This is a genomic window from Streptomyces sp. NPDC047525 (assembly GCF_040643025.1).
In the GTDB taxonomy this organism is placed as follows: domain Bacteria; phylum Actinomycetota; class Actinomycetes; order Streptomycetales; family Streptomycetaceae; genus Streptomyces; species Streptomyces durmitorensis.
In genome coordinates this window covers 97,555-119,777 of the sequence record NZ_JBEYTL010000009.1, presented here as the reverse complement: position 1 = coordinate 119,777, position 22,223 = coordinate 97,555, and the positions used below count along the sequence as shown (strand labels likewise).

The window sequence follows — 22,223 nt, the reverse complement described above, 5'->3', positions numbered from 1 at the left end:
CGCCGGGCGTCAGGCGTCCCTGCGGATCTCCACCACACGGAAGCGGTTGGCCACGAAGGCGCCGTCGCACAGGGCGGCGTTCGCCGCCGGGTTGCCGCCCGAGCCGTGGAAGTCCGAGAACGCCGCCGTCTGGTTCACATAGACGCCGCCCGTGAGGTTCAAGGAGAGCTGGGCGCACTCCTCCAGGCAGGTCTCCTCCACGGCGCCGGACACCTCGTCCGACGTCGTGTACGCGCCGACCGTCATCGCGCCCTTGTCGCGCACCGTGCGGCGCAGCAACTCCACGGCGTCCGCCGAGGAGTCGACCGCGACGGCGAAGGAGACGGGGCCGAAGCACTCGTTCAGATAGACCGCCTCGGCGTCCGGCTTCGCGCCGTCCAGCTTGACGATGACCGGGGTGCGGACCACGGCGTCCGGGAACTCGGGGTTGCTGATCTCCCGTGAGGGGAGAGCCACTTCGCCGAGACCGGTCGCTGCCTCCAGGCGGGCCTTCACGTCCGGGTTGACCAGGGCGCCCAGGATGCCGTTCGCGCGGGCGTCGTCACCGAGCAGGCCGTTCACCGACGCGGCGAGGTCGGACACCACGTCGTCGTACGACTTCGCTCCGGCGTCCGTCGCGATGCCGTCCCGGGGGATCAGGAGGTTCTGCGGGGTCGTGCACATCTGGCCGCTGTACAGCGACAAGGAGAAGGCCAGGTTGGACAGCATCCCCTTGTAGTTGTCCGTCGAGTCGACGACGACCGTGTTCACGCCGGCCTTCTCCGTGTAGACCTGCGCCTGGCGGGCGTTGGCCTCCAGCCAGTCACCGAAGGCCGTCGAGCCCGTGTAGTCGATGATCTTGATCTCGGGGCGAACGGCGAGGGTCTTGGCGATGCCCTCGCCCGGCCGCTCGGCGGCCAGGCACACCAGGTTCGGGTCGAAGCCCGCGTCGGCGAGGACCTCGCGCGCGATGCGCACCGTCAGCGCGAGCGGCAGCACCGCGCGCGGGTGGGGCTTGACCAGAACGGGGTTGCCGGTCGCCAGGGAGGCGAACAGGCCGGGGTAGCCGTTCCACGTCGGGAACGTGTTGCAGCCGATCAGGAGCGCGATGCCGCGGGCCACGGGCGTGAAGCGCTTGTCCAGGGCGATCGGGTCGCGCTTGCCCTGGGGCTTGGACCACTCCGCGTTGTCAGGGGTGCGGGCCTGCTCGACGTACGCATACGCCACCGCTTCCAGGCCGCGGTCCTGGGCGTGCGGTCCGCCCGCCTGGAAGGCCATCATGAAGGCCTGGCCGCTGGTGTGCATGACCGCGTGCGCCAGCTCGTGCGTGCGCGCGCTGATGCGCGACAGGATCTCCAGACAGACCATCGCGCGCACTTCCGCGCCCGCGTCGCGCCAGGCACGCATTCCGGCGCGCATGGCGGGCAGCAGTGTGTCGATGTCCGGGTGGGGGTACGTGATGCCCAACTCGGGCCCGTACGGAGAGACTTCCGCTCCGGTCCAGTCGTCCGTGCCCGGTTGGTCGAGGTCGAAGCGGTTGCCCAGGAGGGCGTCGAAGGCGGCTTTGCCCTCGGGCAGGCTCAGGCTGCCGTTCTCTCCATAGGCCTTGGGGTGCTCGGGGTGCGGCGACCAGTACGCGCGCGTGCGGATCGTCTCCAGCGCCTGGTCGAGTGTGGGCCGGTGCGTGGCGATCAGCTGGTGCGCGGTGAGTTCGGCGGCCATATCGGACCAACTCCTCGTCGAGCCGGCTCTTCGTCGAGCCGGCGAGCTGGGCAGGGCAGTGGGCAGGAACGGACGGACAGAGCTAGAGTAACCGAACGATCGGTCGGGACAAGGGGGTCCGCCGAACCTGTGGACAACTTCTCGCCGGGCACCCCGCACCCTCCGGCGGGCACCTCGTGCGGGAGGATCGCGAGCATGACAGCACTCGAGCTCAGCAGCCCCGTTGCCGTGGTCGGCACCGGCACCATGGGGCAGGGCATCGCCCAGGTCGCTCTGCTGGCGGGCCACCCCGTGCGGCTGTACGACGCCGTGGAGGGCCAGGCGAGGACCGCCGCCGCGGCGATCGGCGCACGCCTGGACCGGCTCGTCGAGAAGGGCAGGCTCACGGCCGGCGACCGCGCCGCCGCGGGGGACCGGCTCGTCCCGGTCGACAGCCTCGCCGGGCTGGCCGGGTGCGGACTGGTCATCGAGGCGATCGTGGAACAACTGCCTGTCAAACAGCGCCTCTTCGAAGAGCTGGAAGAGATCGTCGCCGAGGACTGTCTCCTCGCCACCAACACGTCCTCGCTCTCCGTCACCGCCGTCGCGGGCACGCTCAAGAAGCCCGGCCGCTTCGTCGGCCTGCACTTCTTCAACCCCGCGCCGCTCCTCCCCCTCGTCGAGGTCGTCAGCGGCTTCGCGAGCGACGAAACGGCGGCCACGCGCGCGTACGAGACAGCGCGGGCCTGGGGCAAGACGCCGGTGCGCAGCGCGGACACCCCCGGCTTCATCGTCAACCGCATCGCCCGCCCCTTCTACGCCGAGGCGCTGCGCCTCTATGAGGAGCGGGCCGCCGACCCGGCCACCATCGACGCCGTCCTGCGCGAATCGGGCGGCTTCAAGATGGGCCCCTTCGAGCTCACCGACCTCATCGGCCAGGACGTGAACGAAGCCGTCACCCGCTCCGTGTGGGAGTCCTTCTTCCAGGACCCCAAGTTCACGCCGTCGCTCGCCCAGCGCCGTCTCGTCGAGTCGCGCCGCCTGGGCCGCAAGTCCGGCCAGGGCTGGTACGCGTACGGGGACGACGCCTCGCGCGCGGAGCCCCACACGGCGGCGCCCGCACCGGCCCCGGCGTCCGTCGCGGTGCATGGGGACCAGTTCCAGGCGCACGACGTCGTCAAGCTGATCGACGAGGCCGGGATCGACATCGTGCTCAAGGAGCCCTACGACCCCGACCGCCCCGGGTGGATGGAACTGCCCAGCGGCGTAAGGATGTATCTGGCTGACGGATGCGCCGCGGACGACGCCGAGACGGCGGTGATCCAGTTCGATCTCGCGCTGGACTACCGTTCCGCGACCAGGATCGCCCTGGCGCCCTCCGTGGCGGTGAGCGAGGAGCAGCTCCAGGAGGCCGTGGGCCTCTTCCAGGCGCTGGGCAAGCAGGTCAGCGTCATCGCCGATGTCCCGGGGATGATCGTGGCCCGTACCGTCGCCATGCTCGTCGACTTCGCCCAGGACGCCGTCGCGCGCGGTGTCGCCAGCAGGGAGGACGTCGACACGGCGATGCTCCTGGGCGTCAACTACCCGCGTGGACCGCTCGAATGGGGCGAGGCGCTCAACCTGCACTGGGCCATCGACATCCTGGAATGCCTGCACCAGGAGTACCCCACCGGCCGCTACGCACCGTCCCAGGCGCTTCGCCGAGCGGCAGCGCGAGAGGACCTCTACTCATGAACACCACCAGGCGCGACACATACACCCCGGAGAGCCTTCTGACGGTGGCCGTCCGGATCTTCAACGAGCGCGGCTACGACGGCACGTCCATGGAGCACCTCTCCAAGGCGGCCGGAATCTCCAAGTCCTCGATCTACCACCACGTATCGGGCAAGGAAGAGCTGCTGCGCCGCGCGGTCAGCCGGGCGCTCGACGGGCTCTTCGGGATCCTCGCCGAGGAGCACGCGCGCGTGGGCACCGCCGTGCAGCGCCTGGAGCACGTCACGCGCCGCACCGTCGAGGTGCTGATCGCCGAACTGCCCTATGTGACGCTGCTGCTGCGCGTGCGCGGCAACACGGACACCGAGCGGTGGGCCATGGAGCGGCGCAGGGAGTTCGACCAGCAGGTCGCCGATCTGCTCAAGGAAGCCGTCGCCGACGGCGACCTGCGCTCGGACGTCGAGATGCGCCTGGCCACCCGGCTGCTCTTCGGAATGATCAACTCCATCGCGGAGTGGTACCGGCCGGACGCCCGCGGTGCCTCGTCGGGACAGCAGGTCGCCGACGCCGTCGTCCAGATGGCCTTCGCGGGGCTGCGCAGCGGCGGCTGACGGACCAGCTCTCCGGCCGGCAGGCCCACTTCTCCGGCCGGCAGATCAGTTCTCCGCCTCCAGGTCGTCCTCCTCGAAGACCAGCAGCGTTCGCGTGCTGAGCACTTCGGGGATGGACTGAAGCCGGGTGAGGACCAGCTCGCGCAGCGCGCGGTTGTCCGGCGTGTGCACCAGGAGCAGTACGTCGAAGTCGCCGCTGACCAGCGCGATGTGCGAGGCGCCCGGCAGCGTCCGCAGGTGCTCGCGGACCGTGCGCCAGGTGTTCTGGACGATCTTGAGCGTGATGTAGGCGGACGCGCCCTGGCCTGCCCGTTCGTGGTTGATCCGGGCGCCGAAGCCGCGGATCACCCCGTCGTCGATGAGCCGGTTGATGCGCGCGTACGCGTTGGCCCGCGACACATGGACCCGCTCGGCCACGGCGCGTATCGACGCGCGACCGTCCGTGTGCAGGATGTGCAGGATGTCGCGGTCGATGGAGTCCAGGGGGCGGGGCAGGCCCTCCTGGCGGTCGCCTGACCGGGTTTCCGGACGATCACCGTCGCGCCCGTCGGCCATTCGTTCAGATGCCATGTCCCCCCGCCTCCCTACCATGGACGTACTGCATCCATCCCAGGCTGTGCAGAACCGTTTGTCCACAGCCTGGAGGTGCCTGTAGCCAAAATGTGCCGACGACCGAACAATCGGTAGGTGAGGCGCCTCACATTGCCGCGCCTCTTTTGCCGCTCCCACGAGGAGACCGCTTCCACATGGAGGTGCCGACATGACGGTCATGGAGCAGCGGGGCGTCTACCGGCCCACCCCGCCACCCGCATGGCAGCTCAGGACCGATCCCGCGCCGCTGCTGCCCGACGCGGAGCCGTATCGCGTCCTGGGCACGGAGGCCGCCGGCAAGGCCGACGAGGAGCTCCTGGGCCGCCTGTACGCACAGCTGGTGCTCGGACGGCGGTACAACACGCAGGCGACGGCCCTGACCAAGCAGGGCAGGCTCGCCGTCTACCCCTCCAGCACCGGCCAGGAGGCGTGCGAGGTGGCCGCCGCGCTGGTTCTCCAGGAGCGGGACTGGCTCTTCCCCAGCTATCGCGACACGCTCGCCGCGGTCGCCCGTGGCCTCGACCCCGTCCAGGCGCTGACCCTGCTGCGCGGCGACTGGCACACCGGGTACGACCCGCGCGAGCACCGCATAGCGCCCCTGTGCACCCCTCTGGCGACGCAGCTCCCGCATGCCGTGGGTCTCGCACACGCCGCCCGCCTGAAGGGCGACGACGTGGTCGCGCTCGCCATGGTCGGCGACGGCGGCACGAGCGAGGGCGACTTCCACGAGGCGCTGAACTTCGCGGCCGTCTGGCAGGCGCCCGTCGTCTTCCTGGTGCAGAACAACGGCTTCGCGATCTCCGTGCCCCTCGACAAGCAGACGGCCGCCCCGTCCCTGGCCCACAAGGCCGTCGGGTACGGAATGCCGGGACGCCTGGTGGACGGCAATGACGCGGCGGCGGTGCACGAGGTGCTGAGCGACGCGGTGTCCCGCGCACGCGCGGGCGGCGGCCCCACGCTCGTCGAAGCGGTGACGTACCGCATGGAAGCCCACACGAACGCCGACGACGCCACGCGCTACCGCGGGGACACCGAGGTCGAGGCCTGGCGCGCGCACGACCCGATCCTGCTCCTGGAGCGGGAGTTGACCGAGCGCGGACTCCTCGACGAGGACCGCAGGCGGGCGGCCCGCGACGACGCCGAGGCGATGGCGGCCGACCTGCGTGAGCGCATGAACCAGGACGCAGAGCTGAACCCCATGGACCTCTTCAGCCATGTGTACGCCGAGCAGACCACCCAACTGCGCGAGCAGGCGGCGCAGTTGCGGGCCGAGCTCGAGGCCTCGGACGCAGACGACGCAGACGACGCGGACGGCGAGGAGAACGCGCGATGAGTACGGTCGCGGCCGAACGGGCCACCAAGAAGGCAGCCAAACCGGCCACCATGGCGCAGGCGCTCGGGCGCGCGCTGCGTGACTCCCTGGCCGAGGACCCGGCCGTGCACGTCCTCGGAGAGGACGTCGGGGCGCTCGGCGGGGTCTTCCGCGTCACCGACGGACTCACCAAGGAGTTCGGTGAGGACCGCTGTACGGACACGCCGCTCGCCGAGGCCGGGATCCTGGGAACGGCCGTCGGCATGGCGATGTACGGGCTCCGGCCCGTCGTCGAGATGCAGTTCGACGCGTTCGCCTACCCCGCCTTCGAGCAGCTGATCTCCCACGTCGCGCGGATGCGGAACCGCACGAGGGGCGCGATGCCGATGCCCATCACGGTGCGCGTGCCCTACGGCGGCGGCATCGGCGGAGTCGAGCACCACAGCGACTCCTCCGAGGCGTACTACATGGCGACTCCGGGGCTCCATGTCGTCACGCCCGCCACGGTCGCCGACGCCTACGGCCTGCTGAGGGCCGCCATCGCCTCCGACGACCCCGTCGTCTTCCTGGAGCCGAAGCGCCTCTACTGGTCGAAGGCCGACTGGAACCCGGACGCGCCGCAGGCCGTTGAACCCATAGGCAAGGCAGTGGTGCGGCGCCCCGGCCGCAGCGCCACGCTCCTCACGTACGGGCCGTCCGTGCCCGTCTGTCTGGAGGCGGCCGAGGCGGCCGTCGCCGAGGGGTGGGACCTCGAAGTGGTCGATCTGCGCTCGCTCGTGCCCTTCGACGACGAGACGGTGGCCGCTTCCGTGCGGCGGACCGGGCGCGCGGTCGTCGTGCACGAGTCGGGCGGGTTCGGCGGCCCCGGCGGCGAGATCGCCGCTCGCGTCACGGAGCGGTGCTTCCACCACCTGGAGGCGCCGGTCCTGCGCGTCGCCGGATTCGACATTCCCTATCCGCCGCCCATGCTCGAACGGCATCATCTGCCGGGCGTGGACCGGATCCTGGACGCGGTCGCGCGACTGCAGTGGGAGGCGGACAGCTGATGGCGCCCGGTCTGAATGTGAACAGTCTCGAGTTCAAGCTGCCCGACCTCGGCGAGGGGCTCACGGAGGCGGGGATCACCCGCTGGCTCGTGCAGGTCGGCGATGTCGTCGCCGTGGACCAGCCCGTCGTCGAGGTGGAGACGGCCAAGGCGCTGGTGGAGGTGCCCTGCCCGTACGGAGGCGTGGTGACGGCCCGCTTCGGCGAGGAGGGGACGGAACTTCCGGTGGGCGCGCCGCTGCTGACGGTCGCCGTCGGCGCCCCGGCGGGGAGCCCTGCTTCGGCTCCGGAGGAGCCGGCGGAGCGGGCCCTGCAGACGGCTGCCGCCGAGGAGTCCTCCGGCAACGTGCTGGTCGGGTACGGCACGGCCGCGGCGCCCGCGCGGCGCAGGAGGGTGCGCTCGGCGGGTCCTGTCACGCGGCCCGCGCCGAAGCCTGCCGCCCAGCCCGTCCCGCAGGCTGTCCGGCAGGAGAAGCCGTCGTCCGAGGCCTCGGGGTCTTCGGGGGCGGGCACGTTCCCGCGCACGGACGGCCCGATACCGGTGATCTCCCCCCTCGTACGCAAGCTGGCGCGGGAGAACGACGTGGATCTCCGTGTCCTGATGGGCACGGGACCTGACGGGCTGATCACGAGGGCGGACGTGGAGAGCGCCATCGCGGCGGGGCGGGCGCCCGCACACGCGGCCACGCCTGCGTACGAGCCCACGCCCACGCACGAGGGCACGCCCACGCACACACCGGTGGGAGCGGTGAGCGAGGAGCCGCGCGTTGCCCCGACGGGGGCGGAGGTCCGCTATCCGCTGACCGGCATCCGGGGCCTCGTCGCGGACAAGATGTCCCGCAGCAGGCGCGAGATACCGGAAGCCACCTGCTGGGTCGACGCCGACGCGACGGAACTGCTCGCGGCGCGCGCCGCGATGAACGGAGCCGCGAAGGAGGGCGAGGGGCGGAAGATCTCCCTGCTCGCTCTGTTCGCCCGCATCAGCGTGGCCGCGCTGGCCCGCTATCCGATGCTCAACTCCACGGTGGACACGGAGGCGCGCGAGGTGGTCCGGCTCGCCGATGTCCACCTCGGCTTCGCCGCGCAGACCGACCGCGGCCTGGTCGTCCCCGTGGTCCGGAACGCGAACACGCGGACCACCGACTCCGTCAACGCCGAGCTGATCCGGCTCACGGAGGCCGCCCGGGACGGAAAGCTGACGCCGGCGGAGCTGACGGGCGGCACGTTCACGCTGAACAACTACGGGGTGTTCGGGGTCGACGGCTCCACGCCGATCATCAATCACCCCGAGGCGGCCATGCTCGGCGTGGGCCGGATCGTGCCCAAGCCGTGGGTGCACCAAGGGGAGTTGGCGGTGCGGCACGTCGTGCAGCTCTCGCTGACCTTCGATCACCGGGTGTGCGACGGCGGCACGGCGGGCGGGTTCCTGCGGTTCGTGGCGGACTGCGTGGAGCAGCCGGCGGTGCTGCTGCGGTCGGTGTGAGGAGGTTCGGGGCGGCGGTGTGAGTCCCGGCGCGGTGATGTGAGTCCCCGTACAGGGGGGTGGCATTGATCCTTCGTGCGCCCATACTCGGGGGATGACCGCGCAGAGGGTTCCGGGTGGCGCCGTATCCGCCGCCTCGAACGCCGCCCCGACCGATGCTCCGGACGCCGCCCTGAGCGATGCTCCGGACGCCGCTCCGGCCGATGCCTCGAAGGCCGCTCCGAGTGCTGCCCCGGATTCCACCCCGACCGATGGTCCCTACGACGATCCGTACGACGCCGTGATCCTCGCGGGCGGCGGCGCCAGACGGCTCGGCGGTGCGGACAAGCCGGGGCTGCGGGTGGGCGGCCGGGCGCTGCTCGACCGGGTGCTCGGCGCGTGTTCCGGCGCGGGGACGACCGTGGTCGTCGCCGGGCCCCGTCCGACCGCGCGCCCCGTGGTGTGGGCGCGCGAGGAACCCGCCGGTGCGGGGCCGCTCGCCGCGCTCGAAGCGGGGCTGCGGTGCACGGGGGCGGAGCAGGTCGTGGCGCTCTCCGCCGATCTGCCGTTCCTGGAGCAGCGGACGGTCCACAGCCTTCTTGCCGCGCTGCGGAAGAGCGGCGCGGACGGTGCGGTGCTGAGCGATCCCGGCGGCCGGGACCAGCCGCTGGTCGCGGCCTATCGCAGTGCGTCGCTGAAGCGTGAGATCGCACGGCTCGCCGCCGAGCACGACGGTCTGACAGGACTTCCGCTGCGGTCCCTCACCGCGCGGCTCGAACTCACCCGGGTCGCCGACCCCGTTGCGTCCTTCGACTGCGACACCTGGGACGACATCGCGGCCGCTCGGGCCCGTATCAGGGAGCATGGGCACGTGTTGGATGAATGGATTTCCGCAGTCAAGGACGAACTGGGCATCGAGCTCGACGTCGACACCGACTTGCTGCTCGACCTCGCGCGCGACGCCGCACACGGCGTGGCCAGGCCCGCGGCTCCGCTGACCACCTTCCTGGTGGGGTACGCGGCGGCGCGGGCCGCGGAGGGCGGCGGGCCCGAGGCCGTGGCCGAGGCCGCCCGCAAGGCGGCGGCGCTGGCCACGCGGTGGGCGGAGGAGAGCGGCTCCGAAGCGGGCGCAGCGCCTGACGCGACGCCTGGGGCAGCGCCTGACGCGACGCCGCCGGGTGCCGCCCCCGACCCGGGGCAGGACGCACGGGACGACATGCGGCCGGATGCCGGATGAGTGGGCAGCCCGCGCCGGACGCCGAGCTCGACGAGGCTCTCGCCCTGGTGAACGACGACCATGGCCGCAGGACCGGCAGGCGCGCCGACGGTGAGCCCGGCGGCGGCGATCTTCGGGGTGCGGGTACGTCGGCCGCCTCGGGCAACCTGGGCCACGAAGCCGTGCCCCAGCCGCCGCCCGCGCCCGGCACACCAGCCACTCCCATCACTCCCAGCACTCCCAGCGCTCCCGGCACGCCCGCCGCATCCGCGCCCCGCGAGCGGGGCGCGCCGCCGAACGGAGATCCCCAGGCGGCCAAGCATCGCGACCACCGCGACCACCGGGACATCACCCCCTGGCCTGTCGCCCGCACCCTCGCCGGTCGCGCCCCGCGGCCCGTGCCCTCCACCACGGCGCCTGTCGCCGTCCCCCTGGGGCAGGCGCTCGGCCTCGTCCTTGCCGCGCCCCTCGTCGCCCTCACGGATCTCCCCTCCTTCGACACCTCCGCGATGGACGGCTGGGTCGTCGCGGGACCCGGGCCCTGGGACGTGCGGGCCGACGGGATCCTCGCCGGGCACGGACGGCCGGACCCGCTCTCCGACGGCGAGGCCGTGCGGATCGCGACAGGGGCGCGGATTCCGCAGGAGGCCACCGCCGTCATCCGCAGCGAGCACGGCCTCACCGACGACAAGGGGCGGCTGCACCCCCGGCGTGACGTCGCGCACGGGCAGGACATCCGGCCGCGCGGCCAGGAGTGCCGCTCCGGCGATCAACTGCTGCCGCCCGGCGCCCTGGTGACCCTGGCGGTGCTCGGTCTCGCGGCAGCCGCGGGCTACGACGAACTGCCCGTGGTCCCCCGCCCCCGAGCCGAAGTGCTGATCCTGGGCGATGAGTTGCTGACCGAGGGGCTCCCCCACGAGGGCCTCATCCGCGACGCGCTCGGGCCCATGCTTCCGCCCTGGCTGCGCTCACTGGGCGCGGAAGTCATCGCCGTGCGCAGGCTCGGTGACGATGCCGAGGCGCTCCATCAGGCCATCACCAGCTCCGCCGCCGACCTCATCGTCACCACCGGTGGTACCGCCTCAGGACCGGTCGACCACGTCCATCCCATCCTGCGCCGCATCGGTGCCGAGCTCCTGGTGGACGGTGTCGCGGTACGCCCCGGGCACCCCATGCTCCTCGCCCGCATCCGCCCCGACCAGCACCTCGTCGGCCTGCCCGGCAATCCGCTCGCGGCCGTCTCCGGCCTGCTGACCCTGGCCGAGCCCCTGCTGCGTACGCTCTCGGGGCGCCCCGCCACGTCGGCGTACACCGCCGAGCTGCGCGAGGACGTGCACGGACATCCGCGCGACACCCGTCTCGTCCCCGTCACGCTCCGCGCCGACCACGCGGTGCCGCTGCACTACAACGGCCCGGCGATGCTGCGCGGTATCGCGGTGGCCGACGGGCTCGCCGTCGTCCCGCCGGGCGGCGGGCGACAGGGCCAGGAGCTGGAGGTCCTCGACCTCCCGTGGGCCCTCTCGGACGCGGCCACAACCACGAACCCAGCCATGACCACGAACCCAGTCACAGCCACAGCCACCACCGCCCCAGACACAGCCGGAGAGTGTTTCACGTGAAACTTCCCGGCCATGACGCCATCGCCCGGCACCCCGACGAACACCTCGTCACCCACCGGATCAAGCTGCCGCGCCGGGTGGTCGAGCGCCCCCTGCTGCAGGTCGGCAAGCGGCTGATGATGGCGCTCGCCGTGCTCGCCCTGACGACCTTCATCGTCTGGATCGACCGCAGCGGCTATCACGACAACTCGGACGACGGGCTCGACTTCCTCGACGCCGCCTATTACTCCACCGTCACGCTCTCCACCACCGGTTACGGCGACATCGTCCCGTACAGCGACAGCGCGCGGCTCTGCAACATTCTCCTGATCACGCCGCTGCGTGTGCTCTTCCTGATCATCCTGGTCGGTACCACCCTTGAAGTACTCACGGAACGTACGCGCGAGGAATGGCGTCTGAACCGCTGGAGGTCCAACTTGCGTGAACACACCGTCGTCGTCGGCTTCGGCACGAAGGGCCGCTCCGCGATCCAGACCGTCTGTGCGACCGGTCTGAAGCCCGAGCAGATCGTGGTGGTCGACCCGAGCGCGAAGGTCGTCGACGCCGCCACAGCCGAGGGGTACGCGGGCGTCATCGGCGATGCGACGCGCAGCGACGTGCTGCTCCGTGCCGAGGTGCAGCGCGCCCGCCAGATCATCATCGCGACCCAGCGCGACGACACCGCCGTCCTGGTCACGCTGACCGCCCGGCAGATGAACCGCGGGGCCAAGATCGTGGCCGCGGTGCGCGAGGAGGAGAACGCGCCGCTGCTGCGCCAGTCCGGCGCCGACGCGGTGATCACCAGTGCCAGCGCGGCGGGACGGCTGCTCGGCCTCTCCGTGCTCAGCCCGAGCGCGGGCATGGTCATGGAGGACCTGATCCAGCAGGGCAGCGGGCTCGATCTCGTCGAACGGCCGGTGATAAAGGCCGAAGTGGGGATGGGCGTCCGCGAGACGGACGACCTGGTGGTCAGTGTCGTACGCGGGCATCGGGTGCTCGGATACGACGATCCTGCCGTCGGGAAGCTCCAGTTGATGGACCGGCTGATCACCATCGTGCGGGCGACGCCGACGTCACCGATGGCGCCCGACGCCCGGTCGAATCCGCCGCGCGGCGGTCTGCGCACGTAGTCGGACCGGCCGGAATCCGCAGGGAGTAGCCTCGCCCGCATGCATGCGATCACGATCCCCGAAGCCGGTGGACCCGAAGCGCTCGTATGGGCCGAGGTCCCCGATCCCGTACCCGGCGAGGGTGAGGTGCTGGTCGACGTCGTGGCCAGCGCCGTGAACCGCGCCGATCTGCTCCAGCGCCAGGGCTTCTACAACCCGCCACCCGGTTCGTCCCCCTACCCGGGGCTCGAGTGCGCGGGCCGCGTCACCGACATCGGCCCCGGCGTCTCCGGCTGGGAGATCGGCGACGAGGTGTGCGCGCTGCTCGCCGGCGGCGGCTACGCCGAGCAGGTCGTCGTCCCCGCCGGGCAGTTGCTGCCCGTGCCCGAAGGCGTCGACCTCGTCACGGCGGCCGCGCTGCCCGAGGTGACCTCGACGGTCTGGTCCAACGTCTTCATGATTTCCCACCTCCGGCCCGGCGAGACGTTCCTCGTGCACGGCGGCTCCAGTGGCATCGGCACCATGGCGATCCAGCTGGCCAAGGCCGTCGGCGCCAAGGTGGCGGTCACGGCGGGCACCAAGGAGAAGCTCGACTTCTGCGGCGAGCTCGGCGCGGACATCCTCATCAACTACCGCGAGCAGGACTTCGTCGAGGAGATCAAGAAAGCCACGGACGGCGCGGGCGCGGACGTCATCCTCGACAACATGGGCGCCAAGTACCTGGACCGGAACGTGCAGTCCCTCGCGACCAACGGCCGTCTCGCGATCATCGGCATGCAGGGCGGCATCAAGGGCGAGCTGAACATCGCCACGCTCCTCGGCAAGCGCGCGGCCGTCACGGCGACCTCGCTGCGGGGCCGTCCCGCCGAGGAGAAGGCGGCGATCGTCGCGGCGGTGCGTGAGCACGTGTGGCCGCTGATCGCCGCGGGCCACGTACGCCCGATCGTCGACCGGACGGTGCCGATGAGTGACGCGGCGGCCGCCCATCGCGTGCTGGAGGAGAGCACGCACATCGGGAAGGTGCTGCTCGTCCGCTAGGTGCGCCGCTGGAGTCGCGCCCCTGGAGTGGGGTGATCGACCCGCGGGCCGGTGGGGGCTTGTCGCGCAGCTCCCCGCGCCCCTTACAGGGCGCTGCGCACCCGCCGCTGGGTCGCCAGGCCAGTCGAGATGCCGGAGTTGTGTCACTGTGTGACGCTTGATGCAGCTTCAGTGATCTCTTCTGATCTTGGCGACCCGGTAGCGGGAGGGGGTCAGCGCGATGACTCCATGGCTTCGCCCCTTGTTGGTCCTGACGTTGTTCCTGGCCTTCTCACCCATCTCTTTGTCGTACGCGGCTGACCCCTCCCCCGGCGAGACCCGCGCCGGAAGCGTGTCCGGCGACGGCCGGGCCCGGCCGGGGCGCGCGGATCCGGTGCCGCCTCCGCCTCTGCCCCCCTCGGTGTCGGTGCCGCCCCGAACGCCGGAGCCGGTCCCCGCGAAGAAGACCGCCGAGACCAAGCCCAGCGAGACCAGCGAGACCAGGACGACCGCGTCCGACGCCACCCGGCGGACCGCCACCGAACCCGCCCTGCCCGGCCTGCGCGTCCTGCCGCTCGGCAGCGGCCTGGTCCTCATCGGCCTCGGTCTCGGATTCTTCGCGGTGCGGCTGCGCCGCGGCTGACACGGTCAGCCCTCTCGTACACACGGTCAGCTCTCTCGGACACGATCGGCCCCTTCGTACACGACCGGCCCCCTCGTACACGGTGGATCAGCGGCAAATGGGGGCACCACCGATGTGTGATGTACGCGTGCGAGAGAATGGCGGCATGGAGATGCCGAGGAACGAACGGTCGCCGGAGAGCCCCCAGGTCCTGGTTGTCGGACAGGACGGAATGGCGCTCGGCGGCGGCGGAGACGACGAATCCCGCGAGGTCCCGGTGACGGACATGGTCGAACAGCCTGCGAAGGTCATGCGTATCGGCAGCATGATCAAGCAGCTGCTCGAAGAGGTGCGGGCGGCACCTCTCGACGAGGCGAGCCGGGTACGGCTCAAGGAGATCCACGCCAGTTCGGTCAAGGAGCTCGAGGACGGTCTCGCCCCCGAGCTCGTCGAGGAACTGGAACGCCTCTCCCTCCCCTTCACCGATGACGGAGTGCCCAGCGACGCCGAACTGCGCATCGCGCAGGCCCAGCTGGTGGGCTGGCTCGAAGGGCTCTTCCACGGGATCCAGACGGCCCTCTTCGCGCAGCAGATGGCGGCGCGGGCGCAGCTCGAATCGATGCGGCGCGCGTTGCCGCCCGGTGTGGGCGGCGGCGATGAGGAAGAGGACGGCGGCATCGCGGGGCGCACCGGAGGGCCTTACCTCTAGGCGACGCTCCAGACGCGACGCTCTGGATGTGACGTCTTAGGGCGGCAGCCGCACACGACAACGCGAAGGGCCCGGTCACGAGGTGACCGGGCCCTTCGTTTCAGTTGCTCGCAGGCTCAACTGCTGCGGCGGCGGCTCAGGCCGGGTTGCCCGTGGAGATGGTGACCTCGATGTCCACGTCGTCCGGGTCGATGTCGGAGCCCTCCTTGGGGGACTGCGACATGACGGTGTCCTCCCCGTAGGTGTTCTCGTCCACCGTGCGCTTGTCGTACTGCCAGCCCGCTGCCTGCAGGCACTTCTGCACGGACCGCCAGTCCCTGAACGTGAAGTCCGGGACCTTGATCTTGTTCTCGTCGTTGTACGCCGTGTCAGGGTCGGTGCACTCTTCGGACTCGATCGTCTTGGTCCTGTCCGGACCCCGGTGACCCGCCACCGGCGCGTTCGACTCCTTCTTCTTGGGGTCCTTGCCGCCGTCGTCACCGCTCAGCGAGACCGCCGCGATCACGCCGCCGATGGCGAGCAGCGCGACGACGATCGAGCCGACGACCACCGGCATGTTCCGCTTGCCGCCACCCGAGCCGGAACCGCCGCCCTGCACGGACGTCTGTGCCGGCTGCGGCGAGAGCGTGTACGGCGGCGGGGTCTGCGCGGCCTGCGGGGCGTACGCGTTCGTGGGCGCCGGGGTCGGGTAGCCACCCTGCTGCGGGTAGCCGTACCCCGGGGTCACGGGGGCCGGTGTGGCGGGACCGTACGTACCCGGGCCCGGCTGGTACGGCGTCTGGACGCCGCCCTGCTGCGGGAGCGAGGAGTCGACCGGCGGGAAGACCGAGGCGCCGACGCCCGCGCCGCTCGCCGTCTGGGCGCCCGGCACGATGCTCGGCGCGGCCGCCTGGAAGGACTGGGCGACGCGCAGGCACTCGTCGCGCATGGCCTCGGCGGTCGGAAAACGCTCGTTCGGGTTCTTCTTGAGCGCGCGGGCGACGATCGCGTCCACCGCAGGCGGCAGCGAGCGGTTGATCGAGGACGGAGCGACCGGCTCCTCCTGGACGTGCGCGTACGCGATGGCCAGCGGGGAGTCCGCCTCGAAGGGCAGCCGTCCGGTGGTCAGCTGGAAGAGCATGATGCCGACGGAGTAGAGGTCGGACCGGGCGTCCACGCCGCGGCCGAGCGCCTGCTCCGGCGAGAGGTACTGGGGGGTGCCGACGACCATGCCGGTCTGCGTCATGGAGGTGACGCCGGACTGCATGGCGCGGGCGATGCCGAAGTCCATGACCTTGACGACGTTGCGCTTCGTCATCATCACGTTGCCGGGCTTGATGTCGCGGTGGACCAGGCCCATCTCGTGGCTGATCTCGAGCGCGGCGAGCACATCGGCGGTGATCTTCAGGGCCTGGTCGCTCGGCATCGCGCCGAACTGGGCGACGGACGCGTCCAGGACGGAGCCGAGCGGCTTGCCCTCCACGTACTCCATGACGATGTACGGCATCGTCGCGCCGTCGAGCTCGTCCTCGCCGGTGTCGAAGACCGAGACGATGTTCGTGTGCGTGAGCTTGGCCACCGACTGGGCCTCGCGGCGGAAGCGCTCGCGGAAGGACTGCTCGCGTCCGAGCTCGCTGTGAAGCGTCTTGATCGCGACTTGACGATCGAGTACGGAGTCGTACGCGAGGTGAACGGAGGCCATGCCGCCTTCACCGAGAAGATCGCGCAGCTGGTACCGGCCACCGGCCAGCGAGCGCCCCGCATACCGTCCCTGTGCGCCGTCCTGGCTGCTCATGTCGTGCGTCCCCCATCGGCGCGGTGTGCCGGACGGCTCCGCGGTCGGTGATCGATTCCCGCTATTCCTGGCCAAGTCTGCCCGAGGGCAGTGCCACGTCAAGCTCGATGCCCGTTCCGTGACCGTACGCGCAAGAAGCGTCTCGGAAGCGTTACAAGTTTGCGTGCGAGGGTCCCCGGCGGGTTTGATGTCCGGTCCACCTCGAACCGCCGTGCCGCGCGAAGGCTGTAGCGTGGCCCGGCGGGGTTCCCCCAGTACCACCAAGCACCACGACCAGAAACGACGGCGAGGACTGATGGCACAGACGCAGCGCGCTCAGGGCCCGTCCGACCCCGAGGCGAGTGGCGGCGGTATGTCAGACGCGCCGGAGTTGTGGGGTAATGGCGGACTTGTCGGGGACGGCCGGTATCGGCTGACCCACAGACTCGGCCGGGGCGGCATGGCGGAGGTGTTCGCGGCCGAGGACGTACGTCTCGGTCGTACGGTCGCCGTCAAACTGCTCCGCTCCGACCTCGCGGAGGACCCGGTCTCCAAGGCCCGCTTCACGCGCGAGGCCCAGTCGGTGGCGGGGCTCAACCACCATGCGGTGGTGGCGGTCTACGACTCCGGCGAGGACGTCGTCGGGCCGAGCGTCGTCCCGTACATCGTCATGGAGATCGTCGAGGGCCGGACGATCCGCGATCTGCTGCTCAACGCGGAGGCGCCGGGCCCCGAGCAGGCCCTGATCATCGTCTCCGGGGTGCTCGAGGCGCTCGCGTACTCGCACCAGCACGGCATCGTGCACCGCGACATCAAGCCCGCGAACGTGATCATCACTGACACCGGCGCGGTGAAGGTGATGGACTTCGGTATCGCCCGTGCCCTGCACGGCGCGCAGTCGACGATGACCCAGACCGGCATGGTCATGGGCACGCCCCAGTACCTCTCCCCGGAGCAGGCGCTCGGCAAGGCCGTCGACCACCGTTCCGACCTGTACGCGACCGGCTGTCTGCTCTACGAACTTCTCGCCCTGCGGCCCCCGTTCACCGGTGAGACGCCGCTCTCCGTCGTCTACCAGCACGTCCAGGACATCCCCGTCCCGCCGTCCGAGACCTCCGACGGGTCGCCGCCGGAGCTGGACGGTCTGGTGATGCGCTCGCTCGCCAAGGACCCGGACGACCGGTTCCAGACGGCCGAGGAGATGCGCGGTCTGGTCCAGTACGGGCTCCAGATGCTGCACGAGCAGGGCAGCCACACCGGGACCTGGAACACCGGTCCCGTCGACGTGGCGGGCATGCACGACGGCGGCAGCACCCCGGCGATGGGCGTCGCGGGCACCACCGCGATGCAGCACCCGGGCGACTCCGGCACCGCGCAGATCCCGGGCGCCATGCTGCGTCCCCCGGGCGGCGACGACGGCGGCTTCGAGGGCGGTCACCGCGACGGGAACGGCCGGGGCGGCCGGGGCAAGATGTGGATCTTCGCGGTGCTCGCGGTCATCGCGATCGCCGTGGGTGTCGCGTACGCGCTGACGGCGGGCGACGGCAAGCAGAAGGAAAAGGAAGGCCCGACCAAGGCCCCGACGAGCCAGTCGGAGACGAAGAAGCCGAGCAAGAGCCCGGAAGAGGACACCTCGGACGAGGAGACGCTGCCGGGCGACGGCTCCGGCGGTCAGGGCGACTACACCCCGACGGCACCGCCCACCACCGACTACACGCCCTCGCCCAGCGAGAGCCAGCCGACGGATGACCCGACGGAGCCGACGGACGACCCGACCGAGCCGACGGACGAGCCGACGGACGATCCGACGGACGACCCCAGTACCCCGACCAGCGAGGACCCGCCGGTGACGAACGGCGGCACGCAGGGCGGGGATGTCGCCGGCGGCGAGGGCGACGGCTAGGAGTCGGCGGACAGCACTCCGACCAGACATACGCGCGCGCGTGGAGCCCGGAAGGGCGCCACGCGCGCGTGCGTCGTCAGTAGGTCACCGCATGCGCTGAAGCTGCCGCTGCCGCCCGCCGTGCAGGGTGTGCACCGTGGCCAGCTGCGGCTCTATGCGCATGTAGACCGGGTCGTAGAGCTCGCCGTCCACGTAGTGCGGGCCGGGGCCGAAGAGTTCCAGCTCGTCGTTGGTCGGCTCGATCGCCTCGCAGAGGCCGACGAACTGCACGGTCCACTGGCCCGTGCGCGCGGTCTCCGCGCTGAGGTTGTCCGCCCCGTAGGCGACGACACTGCCGACGCAGGCCTGGTGGTAGCCGTATCCCTTGTGCATCCGCAGCAGGATGCGCCCGTCCACGACGACGTGGCGGGCGGCGGCGAGGAAGGGCAGCGCGCGCATGCTGGTCGCGACCCGGCCGTAGTCGGTGCGGCCGAGCAGTTCGAAGGCGAGCCGTTCGTCCTGTTCCAGATCGTCGGAAGGCATGCGTCCACCCTCCGGCACCTGCGGGGGGCCGGGGAAGGGGATCCCGCCCCTAGGGGACGGGGACGTAAGTCCCGTTTCCGATCACAAACCGTGACGCACAGTGACGGATGCGTGTCAGTCGTTCTGCTCAGTGGTTCTGCCCAGTGGTTCTGCTCAGTGGTTCTGTTCCGCCTGCATGCGCGCCACGTACGCCGCCGCCTGCGAGCGCCGCTCCATGCCGAGCTTGGAGAGCAGGCTGGACACGTAATTCTTGATCGTCTTTTCGGCGAGGTGCAGTCGTTCGCCGATCACCCGGTTGGTCAGACCCTCGCCGATCAGGTCGAGGATCTTGCGCTCCTGGTCCGTGAGGTTCGACAGACGGTCGTCGCCCTTGGGGGTGTTTCCGTCGCGCAGGCGCTCCAGGACCCGGGCCGTGGCGACGGGGTCGAGCAGGGACTTTCCTGCCGCCACGTCACGTACGGCGGAGAGCAGTTCATTGCCGCGAATGGCCTTCAGGACATAGCCGGAAGCGCCCGCCATGATCGCGTCGAAGAGAGCCTCGTCGTCCGCGAACGAGGTGAGCATCAGGCATTTGATGTCCTCGTTCTGTGAACGGATCTCGCGGCAGACCTCGACGCCGCTGCCGTCCGGAAGACGCACGTCGAGCACGGCCACATCTGGTCGGGTCGCGGGGATCCTGACCAGGGCGTCCGCGGCCGTTCCGGCCTCGCCGACGACCTCGATGTCGGACTCCACGGAGAGCAGCTCATGGACTCCACGGCGGACCACTTCATGGTCGTCGAGGAGAAATACCGTAATTTTTCCGTCTTCGCGCACGGAGCCAGTCTCACACACGATCTCTCGCAGTGCCTGAGCTGAACTCTTCCCGTGCGCGGGGTGGCCGGGATAACGTGCCGGTGTTCCGGCCCCCTGCCAGGCTGTGATCAGTGCTGTGACCAGGAACTGTTCCCGACTTTCTGCATTTACTCGGAAATCCAAGCAGTCAGATACTTGGAAATCCAAGCAAATTCGCAGGTCAGATGGGGTTTCACAGAATTGGGAAGCACTGGGTAACGTGCATTGTGCAGGGCGCTCGCCGGGGCACCTGTCACGCCTGTTCCCGGCCGAGTCGCACCCACCCCGTGCGCGGGCACGGATCAGGCGAGCCGCACTGGCTTACCCGGTAATCCCGGGGGCCGGACCGACGGAGGAGCACACGTGACCGTGGAGAGCACCGCCGCGCGCACACCGCGCCGCAGCACTACCAGCGGCGGCAAGCGCGCAAGCGCCAAGAAGGCCGCGCCGAAGAAAAGCACGGAACCCCAGCTTGTCCAGCTGCTGACCCCCGAGGGCAAGCGGGTCAAGAACGCCGAGTACGACTCGTACGTCGCGGACATCACCGCCGACGACATGCGCGCCCTCTACCGCGACATGGTCCTCACCCGCCGCTTCGACGCCGAGGCCACCTCCCTGCAGCGCCAGGGCGAGCTGGGCCTGTGGGCGTCGCTGCTCGGCCAGGAGGCCGCCCAGATCGGCTCGGGCCGTGCCACGCGCGAGGACGACTACGTCTTCCCGACCTACCGCGAGCACGGCGTCGCCTGGTGCCGCGGGGTCGACCCGACCAATCTGCTCGGGATGTTCCGCGGTGTGAACCACGGCGGCTGGGACCCGAACACCAACAACTTCCACCTGTACACGATCGTCATCGGCTCGCAGACCCTGCACGCCACCGGTTACGCGATGGGCGTGGCCAAGGACGGCGCGGACTCGGCCGTGATCGCGTACTTCGGGGACGGCGCGTCCAGCCAGGGCGACGTCGCCGAGGCGTTCACCTTCTCCGCGGTCTACAACGCCCCGGTCGTGTTCTTCTGCCAGAACAACCAGTGGGCGATCTCCGAGCCCACCGAGAAGCAGACCCGGGTGCCGCTCTACCAGCGCGCGCAGGGCTTCGGCTTCCCGGGTGTGCGGGTGGACGGCAACGACGTGCTCGCCGTGCTCGCCGTCACCAAGTGGGCCCTTGAGCGGGCGCGTACGGGCGAGGGCCCGGCGCTCATCGAGGCGTTCACCTACCGCATGGGCGCGCACACCACGTCCGACGACCCGACCAAGTACCGCAGGGACGAGGAGCGCGAGGCCTGGGAGGCCAAGGACCCGATCCTGCGCCTGCGGACCTACCTCGAGGCCGAAGGTCACGCGGATGAGGGATTCTTCGCGGAACTCGAGGCGGAGAGTGAAGCGTTGGGAAAGCGAGTGCGAGAGGTGGTGCGGGCGATGCCGGATCCGGATCTGATGTCGATCTTCGAGAACGCGTATGCGGACGGGCATGCGCTGGTCGACGAGGAGCGCGCCCAGTTCGCCGCGTACCAGGCGTCGTTCGCGGACGAAGGCGGTAAGTGACCATGGGCGTACAGAAACTTCCCCTTGCCAAAGCGATCAACGAATCGCTGCGCACCGCGCTCGACACCGACCCCAAGGTCCTCATCATGGGCGAGGACGTCGGCAAGCTCGGCGGCGTCTTCCGTGTGACGGACGGGCTGCAGAAGGACTTCGGCGAGGAGCGTGTCATCGACACCCCGCTCGCCGAGTCCGGCATCGTCGGCACGGCCATCGGCCTGGCCCTGCGGGGCTACCGCCCGGTGGTGGAGATCCAGTTCGACGGCTTCGTCTTCCCGGCGTACGACCAGATCGTCACGCAGCTCGCGAAGATGCACGCCCGCGCGCTCGGCAAGATCAAGATGCCGGTCGTCATCCGCATTCCGTACGGCGGCGGCATCGGCGCCGTCGAGCACCACAGCGAGTCGCCCGAGGCGCTGTTCGCGCACGTGGCGGGCCTCAAGGTCGTCTCGCCCTCGAACTCGTCGGATGCCTACTGGATGATGCAGCAGGCCATCCAGAGCGACGACCCGGTGATCTTCTTCGAGCCGAAGCGTCGCTACTGGGACAAGAGCGAGGTCGACACGGACGCCATCCCGGCGCCGCTGCACAAGGCCCGGGTCGCCCGCGAGGGCACGGACCTGACGCTCGCCGCGTACGGCTCGATGGTGAAGGTCTGTCTGGAGGCAGCGGCGGCCGCCGCCGAAGAGGGCAAGTCCCTCGAGGTCGTGGACATGCGCTCCATGTCGCCGATGGACTTCGACACCGTGCAGGCCTCGGTCGAGAAGACGCGGCGGCTCGTCGTGGTCCACGAGGCCCCGGTCTTCCTGGGCACGGGCGCGGAGATCGCGGCCCGCATCACCGAGCGCTGCTTCTACCACCTCGAAGCTCCCGTGCTGCGGGTCGGCGGGTTCCACGCGCCGTATCCGCCGGCGCGGTTGGAAGAGGAGTACCTGCCGGGCCTCGACCGGGTGCTCGACACTGTCGACCGCTCGCTGGCGTACTGAGG

19 protein-coding genes are annotated in these 22,223 nt (G+C 70.6%); 14 read left to right on the top strand and 5 right to left on the bottom strand.

The genetic code is table 11. The features are described 5' to 3' along the window. Nucleotides 1-9 precede the first annotated feature (9 nt). On the bottom strand, nucleotides 10-1,701 hold the full coding sequence (gene paaN / locus ABZ833_RS26620) for a phenylacetic acid degradation protein PaaN (RefSeq protein ID WP_361051152.1): 1,692 nt from the start codon (nucleotides 1,699-1,701) through the stop codon (nucleotides 10-12). Between the two features lie 195 nt (nucleotides 1,702-1,896). On the opposite strand from paaN, the gene ABZ833_RS26615 reads away from it, so the two are divergent. Both ABZ833_RS26615 and ABZ833_RS26610 read left to right on the top strand, forming a co-directional pair. Continuing rightward, on the top strand, nucleotides 1,897-3,414 hold the full coding sequence (locus ABZ833_RS26615) for a 3-hydroxyacyl-CoA dehydrogenase (RefSeq protein WP_361051149.1): 1,518 nt from the start codon (nucleotides 1,897-1,899) through the stop codon (nucleotides 3,412-3,414). Then, nucleotides 3,411-4,004: a TetR/AcrR family transcriptional regulator gene (locus ABZ833_RS26610; RefSeq protein WP_361051146.1), complete on the top strand. Its 594-nt coding sequence runs from the start codon at nucleotides 3,411-3,413 to the stop codon at nucleotides 4,002-4,004. The genes ABZ833_RS26615 and ABZ833_RS26610 overlap by 4 nt, the downstream gene beginning before the upstream one ends. Nucleotides 4,005-4,049: 45 nt before the next feature. Here the strand turns inward: ABZ833_RS26610 and ABZ833_RS26605 are convergent, their stop codons facing one another. Next, nucleotides 4,050-4,574 (bottom strand): Lrp/AsnC family transcriptional regulator, encoded by a 525-nt coding sequence (locus tag ABZ833_RS26605; protein WP_249588844.1) that lies wholly within the window; start codon nucleotides 4,572-4,574, stop codon nucleotides 4,050-4,052. Nucleotides 4,575-4,764: 190 nt separating this feature from the next. Between ABZ833_RS26605 and pdhA (ABZ833_RS26600) the strand changes: the two genes are divergently transcribed. From pdhA (ABZ833_RS26600) to ABZ833_RS26560, 9 genes are all read left to right on the top strand, one after another. After that, nucleotides 4,765-5,928, top strand: a complete 1,164-nt coding sequence (gene pdhA / locus ABZ833_RS26600) for a pyruvate dehydrogenase (acetyl-transferring) E1 component subunit alpha (protein WP_361051143.1) — start codon at nucleotides 4,765-4,767, stop codon at nucleotides 5,926-5,928. Then, nucleotides 5,925-6,953 carry an alpha-ketoacid dehydrogenase subunit beta gene (locus ABZ833_RS26595; protein ID WP_361051140.1) on the top strand — a complete coding sequence of 343 codons (1,029 nt, stop codon included), beginning with the start codon at nucleotides 5,925-5,927 and terminating at the stop codon, nucleotides 6,951-6,953. Before pdhA (ABZ833_RS26600) ends, ABZ833_RS26595 begins: the two co-directional genes overlap by 4 nt. Beyond that, nucleotides 6,935-8,434, top strand: coding sequence for a dihydrolipoamide acetyltransferase family protein (locus tag ABZ833_RS26590; protein ID WP_361051137.1), 1,500 nt, complete (start codon nucleotides 6,935-6,937; stop codon nucleotides 8,432-8,434). Before ABZ833_RS26595 ends, ABZ833_RS26590 begins: the two co-directional genes overlap by 19 nt. 94 nt (nucleotides 8,435-8,528) lie before the next feature. Beyond that, nucleotides 8,529-9,650, top strand: a complete 1,122-nt coding sequence (locus ABZ833_RS26585) for an NTP transferase domain-containing protein (RefSeq protein ID WP_361051134.1) — start codon at nucleotides 8,529-8,531, stop codon at nucleotides 9,648-9,650. Then, the gene (locus ABZ833_RS26580; RefSeq protein ID WP_361051131.1) at nucleotides 9,647-11,248 is read left to right on the top strand and encodes a molybdopterin molybdotransferase MoeA; all 1,602 of its coding nucleotides are present in this window, start codon (nucleotides 9,647-9,649) and stop codon (nucleotides 11,246-11,248) included. The genes ABZ833_RS26585 and ABZ833_RS26580 overlap by 4 nt, the downstream gene beginning before the upstream one ends. Next, nucleotides 11,245-12,357 (top strand): potassium channel family protein, encoded by a 1,113-nt coding sequence (locus ABZ833_RS26575; RefSeq protein WP_361051128.1) that lies wholly within the window; start codon nucleotides 11,245-11,247, stop codon nucleotides 12,355-12,357. The genes ABZ833_RS26580 and ABZ833_RS26575 overlap by 4 nt, the downstream gene beginning before the upstream one ends. Before the next feature lie 39 nt (nucleotides 12,358-12,396). Next, a complete protein-coding gene (locus tag ABZ833_RS26570) occupies nucleotides 12,397-13,374 on the top strand; it encodes an NAD(P)H-quinone oxidoreductase (protein ID WP_361051125.1) in 978 nt (325 codons plus the stop codon). Between the two features lie 220 nt (nucleotides 13,375-13,594). After that, nucleotides 13,595-13,996: a hypothetical protein gene (locus tag ABZ833_RS26565; protein ID WP_361051122.1), complete on the top strand. Its 402-nt coding sequence runs from the start codon at nucleotides 13,595-13,597 to the stop codon at nucleotides 13,994-13,996. A 145-nt stretch (nucleotides 13,997-14,141) separates the two neighbouring features. Continuing rightward, nucleotides 14,142-14,684, top strand: a complete 543-nt coding sequence (locus tag ABZ833_RS26560; protein ID WP_361051119.1) for a bacterial proteasome activator family protein — start codon at nucleotides 14,142-14,144, stop codon at nucleotides 14,682-14,684. Between the two features lie 136 nt (nucleotides 14,685-14,820). Here ABZ833_RS26560 and ABZ833_RS26555 read toward each other — a convergent pair whose 3' ends face one another. Further along, the gene (locus tag ABZ833_RS26555; protein WP_361051117.1) at nucleotides 14,821-16,458 is read right to left on the bottom strand and encodes a protein kinase; all 1,638 of its coding nucleotides are present in this window, start codon (nucleotides 16,456-16,458) and stop codon (nucleotides 14,821-14,823) included. A 295-nt stretch (nucleotides 16,459-16,753) separates the two neighbouring features. Here ABZ833_RS26555 and ABZ833_RS26550 point away from each other — a divergent pair, with 295 nt between their 5' ends. Beyond that, nucleotides 16,754-18,340, top strand: coding sequence for a protein kinase (locus tag ABZ833_RS26550; RefSeq protein ID WP_361051114.1), 1,587 nt, complete (start codon nucleotides 16,754-16,756; stop codon nucleotides 18,338-18,340). An 84-nt stretch (nucleotides 18,341-18,424) separates the two neighbouring features. Here the strand turns inward: ABZ833_RS26550 and ABZ833_RS26545 are convergent, their stop codons facing one another. Continuing rightward, complete coding sequence (locus ABZ833_RS26545; protein ID WP_361051110.1) at nucleotides 18,425-18,862, bottom strand: pyridoxamine 5'-phosphate oxidase family protein; 438 nt, start codon at nucleotides 18,860-18,862, stop codon at nucleotides 18,425-18,427. A gap of 153 nt (nucleotides 18,863-19,015) precedes the next feature. After that, nucleotides 19,016-19,678, bottom strand: a complete 663-nt coding sequence (locus ABZ833_RS26540; RefSeq protein WP_249588831.1) for a response regulator transcription factor — start codon at nucleotides 19,676-19,678, stop codon at nucleotides 19,016-19,018. A 381-nt stretch (nucleotides 19,679-20,059) separates the two neighbouring features. On the opposite strand from ABZ833_RS26540, the gene pdhA (ABZ833_RS26535) reads away from it, so the two are divergent. Together pdhA (ABZ833_RS26535) and ABZ833_RS26530 are read left to right on the top strand one after the other, a co-directional pair. Beyond that, on the top strand, nucleotides 20,060-21,238 hold the full coding sequence (pdhA, locus tag ABZ833_RS26535; RefSeq protein WP_361051106.1) for a pyruvate dehydrogenase (acetyl-transferring) E1 component subunit alpha: 1,179 nt from the start codon (nucleotides 20,060-20,062) through the stop codon (nucleotides 21,236-21,238). Nucleotides 21,239-21,240: 2 nt separating this feature from the next. Beyond that, complete coding sequence (locus ABZ833_RS26530; protein WP_361051103.1) at nucleotides 21,241-22,221, top strand: alpha-ketoacid dehydrogenase subunit beta; 981 nt, start codon at nucleotides 21,241-21,243, stop codon at nucleotides 22,219-22,221. Nucleotides 22,222-22,223 lie beyond the last annotated feature (2 nt).

Coding starts and splice junctions, on each gene's coding strand:
- ABZ833_RS26555 (WP_361051117.1), bottom strand. CDS start 16,458: ATGAGCAGCCAGGACGGCGCACAGGGACGGTATGCGGGGCGCTCGCTG.
- ABZ833_RS26560 (WP_361051119.1), top strand. CDS start 14,142: ATGGAGATGCCGAGGAACGAACGGTCGCCGGAGAGCCCCCAGGTCCTG.
- ABZ833_RS26605 (WP_249588844.1), bottom strand. CDS start 4,574: ATGGCATCTGAACGAATGGCCGACGGGCGCGACGGTGATCGTCCGGAA.
- pdhA (WP_361051143.1), top strand. CDS start 4,765: ATGACGGTCATGGAGCAGCGGGGCGTCTACCGGCCCACCCCGCCACCC.
- ABZ833_RS26550 (WP_361051114.1), top strand. CDS start 16,754: ATGGCACAGACGCAGCGCGCTCAGGGCCCGTCCGACCCCGAGGCGAGT.
- ABZ833_RS26595 (WP_361051140.1), top strand. CDS start 5,925: ATGAGTACGGTCGCGGCCGAACGGGCCACCAAGAAGGCAGCCAAACCG.
- ABZ833_RS26585 (WP_361051134.1), top strand. CDS start 8,529: ATGACCGCGCAGAGGGTTCCGGGTGGCGCCGTATCCGCCGCCTCGAAC.
- ABZ833_RS26570 (WP_361051125.1), top strand. CDS start 12,397: ATGCATGCGATCACGATCCCCGAAGCCGGTGGACCCGAAGCGCTCGTA.
- paaN (WP_361051152.1), bottom strand. CDS start 1,701: ATGGCCGCCGAACTCACCGCGCACCAGCTGATCGCCACGCACCGGCCC.
- ABZ833_RS26530 (WP_361051103.1), top strand. CDS start 21,241: ATGGGCGTACAGAAACTTCCCCTTGCCAAAGCGATCAACGAATCGCTG.
- ABZ833_RS26610 (WP_361051146.1), top strand. CDS start 3,411: ATGAACACCACCAGGCGCGACACATACACCCCGGAGAGCCTTCTGACG.
- ABZ833_RS26580 (WP_361051131.1), top strand. CDS start 9,647: ATGAGTGGGCAGCCCGCGCCGGACGCCGAGCTCGACGAGGCTCTCGCC.
- ABZ833_RS26565 (WP_361051122.1), top strand. CDS start 13,595: ATGACTCCATGGCTTCGCCCCTTGTTGGTCCTGACGTTGTTCCTGGCC.
- ABZ833_RS26545 (WP_361051110.1), bottom strand. CDS start 18,862: ATGCCTTCCGACGATCTGGAACAGGACGAACGGCTCGCCTTCGAACTG.
- ABZ833_RS26615 (WP_361051149.1), top strand. CDS start 1,897: ATGACAGCACTCGAGCTCAGCAGCCCCGTTGCCGTGGTCGGCACCGGC.